Origin of the sequence: Sphingopyxis sp. Geo48, assembly GCF_949769155.1 — a bacterium.
GTDB lineage: Bacteria > Pseudomonadota > Alphaproteobacteria > Sphingomonadales > Sphingomonadaceae > Sphingopyxis.
On sequence record NZ_CATKPA010000001.1, the window covers coordinates 704705 to 717824 of the forward strand.

Annotated in this window: 8 protein-coding genes; 5 read left to right on the plus strand and 3 right to left on the minus strand. The window is 66.9% G+C overall.

Annotated elements, in window-relative coordinates:
- Nucleotides 1-46 precede the first annotated feature (46 nt).
- Entirely contained in the window at nucleotides 47-2647 is a 2601-nt protein-coding gene (gene pepN, locus QOL79_RS03660; RefSeq protein ID WP_283418652.1) for an aminopeptidase N, read from the plus strand.
- Nucleotides 2648-2798: 151 nt separating this feature from the next.
- Here pepN and QOL79_RS03665 read toward each other — a convergent pair whose 3' ends face one another.
- Nucleotides 2799-3446 (minus strand): TetR/AcrR family transcriptional regulator, encoded by a 648-nt coding sequence (locus QOL79_RS03665; protein ID WP_283418653.1) that lies wholly within the window; start codon nucleotides 3444-3446, stop codon nucleotides 2799-2801.
- Between the two features lie 111 nt (nucleotides 3447-3557).
- Here QOL79_RS03665 and QOL79_RS03670 point away from each other — a divergent pair, with 111 nt between their 5' ends.
- Genes QOL79_RS03670 through QOL79_RS03680 form a run of 3 tightly spaced genes read left to right on the plus strand, consistent with a single transcriptional unit; the run spans nucleotide 3558 to nucleotide 9295 of the window.
- On the plus strand, nucleotides 3558-4724 hold the full coding sequence (locus tag QOL79_RS03670; RefSeq protein ID WP_058454116.1) for an efflux RND transporter periplasmic adaptor subunit: 1167 nt from the start codon (nucleotides 3558-3560) through the stop codon (nucleotides 4722-4724).
- Between the two features lie 10 nt (nucleotides 4725-4734).
- Nucleotides 4735-7902, plus strand: a complete 3168-nt coding sequence (locus QOL79_RS03675; protein ID WP_283418654.1) for a multidrug efflux RND transporter permease subunit — start codon at nucleotides 4735-4737, stop codon at nucleotides 7900-7902.
- Nucleotides 7895-9295: an efflux transporter outer membrane subunit gene (locus tag QOL79_RS03680; RefSeq protein WP_082657644.1), complete on the plus strand. Its 1401-nt coding sequence runs from the start codon at nucleotides 7895-7897 to the stop codon at nucleotides 9293-9295. Before QOL79_RS03675 ends, QOL79_RS03680 begins: the two co-directional genes overlap by 8 nt.
- A 15-nt stretch (nucleotides 9296-9310) precedes the next feature.
- Here QOL79_RS03680 and QOL79_RS03685 read toward each other — a convergent pair whose 3' ends face one another.
- The gene (locus QOL79_RS03685; protein ID WP_283418655.1) at nucleotides 9311-10282 is read right to left on the minus strand and encodes an XdhC family protein; all 972 of its coding nucleotides are present in this window, start codon (nucleotides 10280-10282) and stop codon (nucleotides 9311-9313) included.
- A gap of 33 nt (nucleotides 10283-10315) precedes the next feature.
- Between QOL79_RS03685 and QOL79_RS03690 the strand changes: the two genes are divergently transcribed.
- Entirely contained in the window at nucleotides 10316-10894 is a 579-nt protein-coding gene (locus QOL79_RS03690) for a nucleotidyltransferase family protein (protein WP_283418656.1), read from the plus strand.
- 16 nt (nucleotides 10895-10910) lie between these two features.
- On the opposite strand, the gene paoC is transcribed toward QOL79_RS03690, so the two are convergent.
- A complete protein-coding gene (gene paoC / locus QOL79_RS03695) occupies nucleotides 10911-13118 on the minus strand; it encodes an aldehyde oxidoreductase molybdenum-binding subunit PaoC (protein ID WP_283418657.1) in 2208 nt (735 codons plus the stop codon).
- Nucleotides 13119-13120: the final 2 nt, after the last annotated feature.

The following is a 13120-nucleotide window of genomic DNA, read 5'->3' on the forward strand; positions in this document are numbered from 1 at the left end:
GCAGCGCTTATTGCGCGGCTGCGGCGCCGCGCCTAGACCCTCGTTCATGACCGATGCCTCTTCCACGCCCGCCATTCCCGTCACCATCCACCGCGCCGATTACCGGCCGCCCGAATGGCAGCTTCCCGACATCGCGCTCGATTTCGCGCTGGGGATCGACGAGACGCGCGTCACCGCCGCGCTGTCGGTGGTGCGCAGCGCCGACGCGCCAGTGCCGTTGACGCTGCGCGGCGACGGGCTCACCGCACTCGCGGTGCGCGTCGACGGCGAGGGCTGGAACGACTGGCGCATGGAAGGCCCCGACCTGGTCGTCGATCTCGGCGACCGGACCGAGGCGGTGGTCGAGGTCGACACCGCGATCAACCCGGCCGCGAACACGCAGCTGATGGGCCTCTACGCGTCGAACGGGATGCTCTGCACCCAGTGCGAGGCCGAGGGCTTTCGCCGCATCACGTTCCACCCCGACCGGCCCGACGTCCTCAGCCGCTACAAGGTGCGGATGGAAGGCGACAAGGCGCTGTTCCCGATCCTGCTGTCGAACGGCAATTGCATCGAAAAGGGCGAAAGCGAAGGCGGGCGGCACTGGGCGCTGTGGGAAGATCCGTGGCCGAAGCCCTCCTATCTCTTCGCGCTCGTCGCGGGCGACCTGGTGGTCAATCGCGACGAGTTCGTCACCCTGTCGGGGCGAAAGGTCGAACTCGGCATCTGGGTGCGCGAGGGCGACGTCGAACGCACGAGCCACGCGATGCAGGCGCTCAAGAACAGCATGAAATGGGACGAGCAGGTCTATGGCCGCGAATATGACCTCGACCTGTTCAACATCGTCGCGGTCAGCGACTTCAACATGGGGGCGATGGAGAACAAGGGGCTGAACATCTTCAACACGCGTTACATCCTCGCCGACCCCGACACCGCGACCGACCTCGACTATGACGGGGTCGAGGGCGTCGTTGCGCACGAATATTTCCACAACTGGTCGGGCAACCGCGTCACCTGTCGCGACTGGTTCCAGCTGAGCCTGAAAGAGGGCTTCACCGTCTTTCGCGACCAGAGCTTTTCGGCCGACATGGGCTCGCCTCCGGTCAAGCGGATCGAGGATGTCCGCCTGCTCCGCGCTGCGCAATTCCCCGAGGATGCGGGGCCGCTCGCGCATCCGATCCGGCCCGACTCCTATCAGGAAATCAGCAACTTCTACACCGCGACCGTCTATAACAAGGGCGCCGAGGTCATCCGGATGATGCACACGATGGTCGGGGCGGAGCGTTTCCGCAAAGGCACCGATCTCTATTTCGAGCGCCACGACGGCGAGGCGGCGACGTGCGAGGATTTCGTCCGCGCGATCGAGGATGGCGCGGGCGTCGACCTCACGCTGTTCCGCCGCTGGTACGAGCAGGCGGGGACGCCGCGCGTCACCGCGCGCATCGAGAGCGACGAGGCCACCGGCGAGCGCGTGCTGCACCTCGCGCAGACGGTGCCCGCGACCCCCGGCCAGCCCGACAAGGCGCCGACCTTGATCCCGCTGCGGATCAAGGCGTTCGACCTCGACGGCGGGCATGGTGTCGAGGAGGAACGGCTTGTCCTGCTCGACCGCGCCGAGATGGCGGTGTCGCTCGGCCATTATCGCAGCCGCCCGATGCTGTCGGTCAACCGCGGTTTCTCGGCGCCGGTGATCGTCGATTGCGCGCGCGAGGACGGCGAACTGGCGTGGCTTGCGGCACACGACGACGATCCGTTCGCGCGCTACGAGGCGTTGCAGCAGCTGATGCTCGACACGCTGGTCGCCGCCGTGTCGGGCGAGACGGTCGATCACAGCGTCGTGATCGACGCCGTCGCGCAGACGCTTGGCGGACGCGCCGCCGATCCGGCGTTCGTTGCCGAGGCGGTGCTGCTGCCGAGCGAAGCGTTCGTCGGCGACCAGATGGTCGTCGTCGACCCCGACGCGATCCGCCGCGAGCGGCTGGCGCTGCAGGCGGCGATCGGCGGTGCGCTCGAAGCCGAGTGGCGCGCGATCCTGGCCGAAACGCCGCCGCCCGCCGCGATCCTGTCGCGCAAGGCGAAGGGGGGCCGGCGCCTGCGCGGCGTCGCGCTCGCGTACCTCGCGGCGACGGGATTGCCCGATACGCCGGCGGTCGCGTTCCAGATCTTCTCCGACGCCGATGGGATGACCGAACGGCAGGCGGCGCTTGCGACGCTGGCACATGGCGACAGCGACGAACGGGTGGCGGCGCTCGATATCTTCTACCAGCGCTATCGCGACAATCCGCTGGTACTCGACAAATGGTTCCAGGTGCAGGCCTGGTCGCTGCGTCCCGACACCGTCGATGCGGTGAAGGAACTGGCCGGGCATCCCGACTTCACGCTGGCGAACCCCAATCGCGTGCGCTCGCTCTATGGTGCGCTGACGGGCAATCAGGCGGCGTTTCATCAGGCCGATGGCGCGGGCTACCGGCTGATCGCCGATCTTGTCATCGCGCTCGACCCGAAAAACCCGCAGACCGCGGCGCGGATGATCCCGCCGCTCGGCCGCTGGAAACGCTTCGACGAGGCGCGGCAGGCGATGATGAAGGCCGAACTGCAACGCATCCTCGCGCAACCGGGCCTGTCGCGCGACGTGACCGAACAGGCGTCGAAGAGCTTGCTGGGGTAGCGTCGGCTTCGGGCGGGCCGGAACCTGTCGTCCGGTCTTCGGCGCGACAATGCGGTAACCTTGACGCTGGCCCCGGTTTGCAGCGCGACCGGTCAAATCGCGAGGTCGGCCCAAGCGAGCATGTTGGAAGCGGCGGCCGGCGTCGCGGTGGTCAGCCGATCCTGAAATGGCTGAAAAATGGCTGTAGCCGCCAGCGGATCTGCGCTTCGTCGAGCATAGCGTCTTCGACGCCGAACAGGCGGTTGAGCATCATGTCGCCCGAAATCGTCGATAGAAAAAGATGCGCGGCCGCTTCCGGATCGTCGATTGCCGCCTTGCCGGTGGCAGCCCATTCGGAGAATAATGCGGATACCTCCGCAATGAAAGGAAGGTGAAGGTCGCGATAGGTTTGCAACGCGAAATCGCGGTCGCGCAGGCCTTCGGAAACCAGCATCCGCAACAGCGCCACCGTACGCGGCGATTGCCAAAGCCCGATCTCGCGGCGGACGAAGCCCATCAGGATTTCGACGGCCGACGTATCGGACGCCTCCACCTGGTTGACGCGGCCATGCATCGTCTCGTCGCGCCAGCGCACGGCGATCGCATGAAGCAGGCCCTGCTTGTTGCCGAACAGCTCGTAGAGGGTCGCGAGCGAGCCGCCCGAACGCCGGACGATCTCGGCGAGACTTGTCCTGTCATATCCCTGGTCCATGAACAGCGTTTCGGCGGCGTCGAGAATCGCCTCGTACCGCCGTTCGCGCGGACTGGTGGGCCCCTTGGGTCTATCGGTTTGACATAGAGTCACTTCATTCTCGACCAACAGCCCGTCCTCTCCCTTGCTCTTTTCTGTAATTTAAATTACACCGCGCCAAAGTGCAACGGTTTCCATCCGTCGACGTTCACCAAAACAGCGAATTTTTCAGGGGTCCCTATGAGTCGCGTCCGTCCCTTTGCAAGCGCCGCCGGCGCTGCGCTGGCCCTGTTGCTGGCTGGCTGTTCGTCGGAAGCGCCGCCTGCGCCTCCGCCGCCCGAGGTCAACATCGTGACGGTCGGGACGCAGCCTGTTCCCAACATCATCGAGCTGCCCGGCCGTGTGCAGGCCTATCGCACTGCCGAAGTGCGCGCGCGCGTCGACGGGATCGTCGAGCGCCGCCTGTTCGAGGAAGGCAGCTATGTTGCCGCGGGCAAGGCGCTGTTTCGGATCGATCCGCGCCAGTTGACCGCGAACGTCAATGCGGCGCGCGCCCAGCTTGCCCGCGCGCAGGCGACCGCCGCCAATGCACGGCAGGTGGTCGGCCGCTATCAGCCGCTGCTCTCCGAACAGGCGATCGGCAAGCAGGAGTATGATGCTGCGGTTGCCGCGCAGCGCACCGCCGAGGCCGACGTCCAGTCGGCGCAGGCCAATCTCGATTCGGCGCGGCTCAGCCTGGGCTATGCGAGCGTGACGGCGCCGATTGCCGGCCGGGCGCGGCGCGCCGAGGTGACCGAGGGCGCGCTGGTCAGCGCGGCGCAGGGCACGTTGCTCACGACGATCGAACAGATCGACCGCGTCTATGTCAATTTCGGCCAGTCGAGTTCGGATCTGATGGCGATCCGCCGCGACATCGAAAGCGGGAAGCTGCAGATTCCGCCGGTGGGCCGGGTCGAGGTGCAACTGGTACTCGAGGACGGCACCCCCTATCCGGTGGTCGGGCATCTCGACTTCCTGGACCTGTCGATCGACGAGGCGACCGGCACCGCGGCGTTGCGCGCCGAATTCCCCAATCCCGCCGATACGCTCCTGCCGGGGCAATTTGTGCGCGCGCGTATCAAGGCCGGTTTCAGGCCGAACGGCATCCTGATCCCGCAGCGCGCGGTTAAGCTGTCGGCCGATGCGGCGACGGTTATGATCCTCGATGCAAAGAACATCGTCACGATCCGTCCGGTGAAGCTCGGCATGATGCAACAGGGGCAGTGGGCGATTCTCGACGGGCTGCGCGCCGGCGACCGCGTGATCGTCGACGGGCTGCAGAAGGTCCAGCCGGGGCAGACCGCCAAGGTCGGCGGAACCGCGGCGACGCGGCCGACGCCCGCCAAAACCGCGACGAAGAAACGCTGAGCCGCGCCGCATGAGCCCGCGCTTTTTCATCGACCGGCCCATTTTTTCATGGGTCATCGCCATCGGCATCCTGCTGGCCGGAATCATCGCCTTGCGCGGTTTGCCGGTCGAGCAATATCCCTCGGTCGCGCCGCCATCGCTGACGATCAGCGTCACCTATCCGGGCGCCGATGCGAGCACGCTCGAGCAAAATGTCACGCAGGTGATCGAGCAGGAGCTGAACGGGGTCGAGGGTTTCCTCTACATGGCCTCGACCAGCGAATCGAACGGGACGGCCTCGATCACGCTGACGTTCGAAGCCGGCACCAATATCGATGACGCCCAGCTGGAGGTGCAGAACCGTCTCCGCCGGGTCGAACAACGCCTGCCCGACGATGTGCGCCGCCAGGGCATCTCGGTCACCGAGGCCAATTCAGGCTTCCTGCTGATCGTCGCGATCACGTCGAAGAGCGGCAACACCGACCCGATGGAGGTCAACAATTTCGCGAACACGCGCGTGCTCGACGAGCTGCGCCGCGTGAACGGCGTCGGTAACGTCCAGGCCTTTGCCCCCGAATATGCGATGCGCATCTGGCTCGACCCGCAGAAGCTCGCTTCGCACAATCTGTCACCCGCCGAAGCGCTGGGCGCGGTGCAGGAGCAGAACAGCCAGACGCCGGGCGGCCAGCTCGGCGACCAGCCGCTTGCAAAGAATGCCCAGCTCAACGCCGTGATCACGACGCAGGGGCGTTTCACCAAGCCCGAGCAATTCGAAGGCATCATCCTGCGCGCCAACCCCGACGGTTCGGCGGTGACGCTGGGCGACGTCGGGCGCGTCGAGCTGGGCGCGGCGAATTATGTCTTTTCCTCGGAGCTCAACGGCAAGCCGATGGCGGGCCTTGCCATCCAGCTGACGCCAGGCGCCAACGCGCTGTCGACCGCCGAGGGTATCCGCAGCCGGATGGAAGAGCTTTCGAAGGGCTTTCCGCCCGACGTCACCTGGTCGATCCCTTACGACACGACCCCCTTTATCAGCCTGTCGATCGAGGAGGTGGTGAAGACGCTGGGCGAAGCGATGATCCTGGTCTTCCTGGTCATGTTCCTCTTCCTTCAGAACTGGCGCGCGACGGTAATCCCGACGATCGTCGTCCCGATCGCGCTCGCGGGCGCGTGCCTCGGCCTCTGGATCGCGGGCTTTTCGATCAACGTGCTGACCCTGTTCGGCATGGTGCTGGCGATCGGCATTCTTGTCGACGATGCGATCGTCGTGATCGAGAATGTCGAGCGCATCATGAGCGAGGAGCATCTGTCGCCCTATGAAGCGACGGTGAAGGCGATGAGCCAGATCACCTCGGCGATTATCGGCATCACGCTGGTGCTGATCGCGGTGTTCATCCCGATGGCCTTCTTCCCCGGCTCGACGGGCGGCATCTATCGGCAATTCTCGCTGACGCTCGCCATTTCCATCGCCTTTTCGGCCATGCTCGCGCTGACCTTGACCCCGGCGCTCTGCGCGACGCTGCTCAAGCCGCACGATGAGGAGAAGCGGAGCGGGCCCATCGGCGAAAGGTTCGACCGCTTCTTCGCCCGCTTCAACGGCTGGTTCGGCCGCACGACCGATCGCTATCAGGGCCGCGTCGGGCACATATTGTCGGCGCCGCTGCGCTGGCTCGGCGTCTTCGTGGCGATGGTCGCGGTGACCGCGCTGCTCTTCACGCGCCTGCCGGGCTCGTTCCTGCCGCAGGAGGATCAGGGCTATCTGATCACCGTCGTCCAGGCGCCGCCGGGCGCGACGACGCAGCGCACCGATCTGGCGTCGGCCCAGGTGAAAAAATTCTTCGCCGCGCAGCCGCAGGTTGCGAACACCGTGCTCGTCCGCGGTTTCAGCTTCTTCGGTCAGGGGCAGGCGAACGCGATCATGTTCACCCCGCTCAAGCCGTGGGACGAGCGCACGGGCGACGGGGACAGCGCCGATGCGATCGCCGGCAAGGCCATGGGCGCGTTCATGGGGATCAAGGAAGCCTTCGTCTTCTCGCTGAGCCCGCCGTCGATTCCCGAACTCGGCACCGCGAGCGGCTTTACGTTCAAGCTGCAGGATCGTGGCGGCAACGGCCGCGCGGCGCTGATGCAGGCGCGCAACCAGATGCTGGGCGGCGCGATGCAGAGCAAGCTGCTCGCGAACGTCCGTCCCGAAGGGCAGGAGGATGCACCAGTGCTGAAGGTCGATATCGACCGCATCAAGGCGCGCGCCCTCGGCCTGTCGATCGGCGACGTCAACGCGACGCTCGCGATCGCCTTTGGCAGCGCCTATGCCAACGACTTCACGCGCGAGGGCCGCGTGCTGCGCGTGCTGATCCAGGCCGACGCCGCGAGCCGGATGACCCCGCAGGACGTCACCGACCTCAAGGTGCGGAGCGCGGCGGGCGAGATGGTTCCCTTCGGTTCGTTCAGCACCGCCGAATGGTCGGCCGAGGCGCCGCAGCTCCAGCGCTACAACGGCTATCCCGCGATGACGATCTCGGGCGAACCCGCGCCCGGCCAGTCGACCGGCGAGGCGATGGCGGAGATGGAGCGGCTTGCGGCCTCGTTGCCCGCAGGTTTCTCCTATGAATGGACGGGCATTTCCTATGAGGAGAAACAGTCCGCGGGGCAGATCGGGATGCTGCTCGGCCTGTCGCTCGTCGTCGTCTTTCTGCTGCTCGCGGCGCTCTATGAAAGCTGGTCGGTGCCCGTCGCGGTGCTGCTCGTCGTGCCGCTCGGCGTGCTCGGCGCGGTGCTCTTCTCGATGATGCGCGGGCTCAGCGCCGACATCTATTTCAACGTCGGGCTGATCACGATCATCGGCCTGTCGGCGAAGAATGCGATCCTGATCGTCGAATTCGCGATCGAGCAGGAGGCCGAGGGCAAGTCCACGCTCGACGCGGTGATGGAAGCGGTGAAGCTGCGTCTGCGCCCGATCATCATGACCAGCCTGGCGTTCATCCTTGGCATGGTGCCGCTCGTCATCGCGAGCGGCGCGGGCGCGGCGAGCCGCATCGCGGTCGGCTCGGGCGTGATGGGCGGAATGATTGCCGCCACTCTGCTCGGTATCTTCTTCATCCCGCTTTTCTATCTGTCGGTGCGCAAATGGCTGAGCCGCAAGCGACCGCCCGCGCCCGGCGAGAGAGGTCATCATGACCCGGAGCCCGGCCATGCGTAAGTTCGCCGTCCCTTTCGCCGCGATCGCGTTGACCGGCTGCGTCAACCTCGCGCCCGAGCATGTGCGGCCGCCGCTGGCGACCGACGCGCATTATCCGCAGGGGTTCGAGAATGACGTGACGCCGGGGCAGCGCGCGAGCGACGTCGCGTGGCGCGACTTTTTCGCCGACCCGCAGCTTGAAGCACTGATCGCGCGCGCGATCGAGCGCAATCGTGATCTGGCGGTGGCCGTCGCGCGCATCGAGGAGGCGCGCGGCCTCTATCGCATTCAGGACGCCGATCGCCTGCCGACCGTTGGCGCGAGCGCAGAGGCGGCGCGTAGCCGGGGCCCGTCGCTGACCGGCGCCGGAACCGACACATCGAACCGCTATTCGGTCGGAGTCGGCGTCACCTCGTTCGAACTCGATTTCTGGGGCCGGGTGAAGAATCTGTCGGAGGCAGCGCGCAGCCAGTATTTCGCGACGCAGCAGGCCGAGCGCGCGTTCCGGCTGACGCTGGTTCGCGACGTCGCATCGACCTATTTCGCCTCGCACGGCGCCGAAGAGCAGATCGAGCTTGCCGAGGCGACGGTGACCAGCCGGCGCGAAGGCCTGCGGATCGCGAAGCTGCGCCTCGATGCGGGCGTGACTTCGGCGCTCGACTATCGCCAATCGGAAACGCTGCTTACGCAGGCCGAAACGCAGCTTGCGAGCCTGAAGCTCGCGAAGGCGCAGGCGGACAATTTCCTTGCTGTGCTCGTCGGCGGTCCGCTTCCGGCCGATCTGCCCGCGCCGCTGTCGCTGGCCGCCCAGTCATCGCCGCCGGCGCTGTCGGCTGGCCTGCCGTCGGACCTGCTCGTCGCTCGGCCCGACATCGTGGCGGCGGAGGAACAGCTTCGCGCGGCGCGCGCCAACGTTGGCGCGGCGCGCGCCGCCTTCTTCCCGTCGATTTCGCTGACCGGCAATGTCGGTTTCGCGTCAAGCGCGCTCGACGGCCTGTTTACCAACAATGGGCTGACGTGGAGCTTCGGGCCGTCGATCACCCTCCCGATCTTCGATTTCGGGCGCAACCGGGGCAATCTGACGGTCGCCGAGGCGCGCGAGAATATCGCGGTCGCGACCTATGAAAAGACGGTCCAGTCGGCCTTTCGCGAAGTCGCCGATGCGCTCGCCGGGCGGCGCTATCTTGCCGAACAGGTCGAGGCGCAGGAGCGCGGTACGCTGGCGACGCGCCGCATCGCCGACCTGGCGCGCAAACGCTACCGCGAGGGCGTTTCGACCTATCTCGAAGTGCTCGACGCCGAACGCAGCCTGTTCGCCGCCGAACAGGCATTGATCGAACTGCGCCGCGCGCAGGCCGACAATCTGGTGACACTGTATGTCGCGCTGGGCGGAGGGTTGGTCGGGCCTGCCTGACCGTGGGCTCGCCGGTCAGTCGTAAAGGCTTACGGCTTCGGTCGCTCGCTTTTGCGCAGCCGGCCCCTCGACCTGATAGGCGGCGACGATTTGCGCGATGACCGACAGGGCAAGCGTTGCCGGATCGCGCGTTGCCGGGATCAGCCCGGCGGGGGTCCGGAAATGCTCGAGGCTCGATTCGCCAAATCCCTTGTCGCGTAGCATCCTCAGCCGGTCACGGCGGCTTTGCGCGCCGCCGATGGCGCCCACATGGAGATGCGGTTGCCGCAGCGCCCAGGGGAGCAGGACCTCTTCCCACTCATGGTCGTGGAACAGCAGGATAAAGGCGGTCCAGCGGTCGCCCCGAAGCGGGGGAGGGGCGCGGTGGTCGATCGGTATTGCCGCGATCCCGGCGGCGGCAAGCTCGGCCACGTCCGCCGACGCCGGAGAGACAGCGCGAACATCGGCGCCGAAGAAATGGGCGAGGCGCGCGGTCGCGACCAACGCATCGCCGTGCCCCATCGCGACGATGCGCAGGGACGGCACGAAGGGCCGGAGAAAGCTGTCGCCTGACCAGCCGCATGTTGCGGTGGACCGGGCAGCGGTTATTCCAGCGTCCGAAATAGAGATCGCGGCTGGTTCACGCGCATCGAGGCGGACAAGCGTTGCGGAGATCACCCGCGGGTCGGGGCGGGGTGTAAACAGCAGGTCGATCCCGCCGCCGCAGGGAAGGCGGATGTCGATATAAGGCGATCCCGCGCCGAAGCGGACGATGCGGCTTTCCCCGGTTGCGAGGATCGACCGCGCCTCGCCGACGATCGCCGCCTCGATACAGCCGCCGGAGAAGGAGCCGCGATAGTCGCCGTCGGATCGGACGACCATCTGCGCCCCCAGCGCGCGTGGCGACGACCCCGCGATGCCGACCAGCGTGACGAGCACGGCGTCTCCGGCAGGCGCGTCGAGCGCAAAGCGCAGGATGTCGGCGGGGGTGATTGCCAGCGGGTTCATTTTGCCGGACAGTCGCGCAACGGAGGAAGCGACATGATCGATCCGGGCGCGGTTGCCGCCATCTTTCTGGCCGCGGGCCGGTCGAGCCGGTTCGGCGCCGCGGACAAGCTGCTCGCGCCGATCGACGGCATGCCCGTCGCGCTTCGTGCGGCGGCGGCGATCGTCGAGCTTGCGCCAGCGCGGCGTATAGCCGTCTGCCCCGATCGCAACGGCGACCTCGCGACGCTGCTCGCGGCACAAGGGTTCGAGATCGTCGCCAACCCGGATGCCGATCTTGGCCTGTCGGCCTCGCTGCGGCTTGGTATCGGGGCCGCGGCGTCTGGCCCCGAGAGGGCGGCGCTGCTCTGCCTCGCCGATATGCCCTTCGTGCGCGCGGCGCACCTGCGCGAGCTACTGGCGCGGTTCGATCCCGAAACGGCGCCGGTCGTCGCATCGAGCCGCGATGGCGTGCCGATGCCTCCGGTGCTGTTCGCGCGCGCGGTGTTCGACGAACTGGGTATGGCAACGGGCGATCGGGGAGGGCGCGCGCTTCTTGCCTCGGCGGCGCTGGTTCCGGCAGCCGCCGGCGACCTCGCCGACATCGACCGCCCCTCGGACCTCTCCGTGCGGTAGCAGTCGCGCCGCCGCGTCATGCGATCGCCGGCAGGCGGTCGATCAGCTTGTCGAGTGTGACCGGATAGTTGCGCACGCGAATGCCGGTTGCGTGATAGACCGCGTTGGCGACCGCCGCCGCGACGCCGCAAATCCCCAGTTCGCCGACGCCCTTTGCCTTCATCGGCGACGTCGTCGGATCGACCTCGTCGAGGAAGATCACGTCCTGCGACGGGATATCGGCGTGGACGGGCACTTCGTAGCCGGCGAGGTCGTGATTGACGAAAAAGCCGAACCTCTTGTCGACCGCCAACTCCTCCATCAGCGCCGCGCCCGCGCCCATCGTCATCGCGCCGATGACCTGGCTGCGCGCCGCCTTCGGGTTGAGGATGCGCCCTGCCGCACACACGGCAAGCATCCGGCGCAGACGGATCTCGCCGGTCGCGGCGTCGACCGCCGCCTCGACGAAATGTGCGCCGAAGGTCGACTGCTGAAAGGTCTGCGCGAGGTCGCCATATTCCATCATGTCTTCGGCCACGACCTCGCTGTCGGCCGCGGCCCTGGCGAGCGCGATGCTCTTTCGGCCGGCGTTGACCTTGCCGTTCGCAAAGGTGGCTTTTGCCGGATCGAGACCCAGTTTTTGAGCGATAGCGGTACGCAGCTTGGCGCAAGCGGCATAGACGCCGGCGGTCGAGCTGTTCGCGCCCCACTGGCCGCCCGAGCCCGCCGACACGGGGAAGAGCGAGTCGCCGAGGCGGACCTCGACCTGATCGAGCGGTACGCCGAGCATTTCGGCGGCGGTCTGCGCGATGATCGTATAGCTGCCGGTTCCGATGTCGGTCATGTCGGTCTCGACGATCACCCGCCCCGCGCGATCGAGCCGCACGCGCGCCGCCGATTTTTCGTTGAGATTGTTGCGGAAGGCGGCGGCGACTCCCGTGCCGACGAGCCAGCGGCCGTCGCGGGTCAGGCCGGGCTTCGGATTGCGCGATGCCCACCCGAATTTCTCGGCGCCGATCCGGAGGCATTCGTTGAGCTGGCGCTGCGAGAATTTCCGCTCGGGCTTCTCGGGATCGACCTGCGTATCGTTGACGATACGGAAGGCGACGGGGTCCATGCCCAGCTTTTCGGCCATTTCGTCGATTGCGATCTCCAGCGCCATCAGGCCGGGCGCCTCGCCGGGCGCGCGCATCGCGTTGCCCTCGGGAAGGTCGAGGACGGCGAGACGCATCGCGGTCATGCGGTGCGGCGCGGCATAGAGCAGGCGCGTCTGCCCGACTGCGGTTTCGGGGCCGCCTCCCTTGAGGTCGCCCGACCAGCTTTCATGGCCGATCGACGTCAGCTTGCCGTCGGATGTCGCGCCGAGGCGGATGCGCTGGATCGTCGCGGGGCGATGGGTCGTGTTGTTCGCGATGAGCGGACGCGGCAGTGCGACCTTGACCGGCCGACCGGCTGCCCTGGCACCGAGTGCCGCGAGGATCGCGTCGGCGCGGACGAACAATTTGGCGCCGAACCCGCCGCCGATATAGGGCGAGACCAGCCGGACATTCTCCCTTGGAATACCGAGCGTTTTCGCGACGTCGCCGACCGACCAGGCGATCATCTGGTTCGATGTCCACAAGGTGAGCTTGTCGCCGTCCCAGCTTGCGATCGATGCGTGCGGCTCCATCATCGCATGGCTGTGGTCGGGGGTCGTATAATGTTCGTCGAGCTTGACCGGTGCCGAGGCGAAGGCGGCGTCGAAATCGCCGAAGCTGCTGTCGGGTTCGGTGCCGAAAAAGGCCGGCGGCTTGATCGCCCCGTCGAGTGAACTCGCGAGGTCGAAATTGCCCTTGTCGCGGGTGTACTGGACGCGGACGAGCCCGGCCGCCGCGCGCGCCTGTTCGAAGCTCTCGGCGACGACGATCGCGATTGCCTGATGATAGTGCTGGATTTCGGGTCCGCCGGGCAGGCGGGCGGTGTTGAAGTCGCCTTTGCCGAGCGTCCCGGCGCTGGCCGCGGTGACAATGGCGAGAACGCCGGGCGCCGCCTTCGCCTCGGCAAGATCCATCGACGCGATGCGCCCCTTGGCGATCGCCGACCCGACGATGAAGCCATAGGCCTGGTTCGGCACGGCGTCGTGGCGTTCATAGGCGTAGGGCGCGGTGCCGCTGGTCTTGAGCGGCCCCTCGATCCGGCTGGTCGGCTTGCCGACGACCTTGAGCTGATCGATCGGATTTTCGGTGGCAGGCGTGTCGAACTTCATCG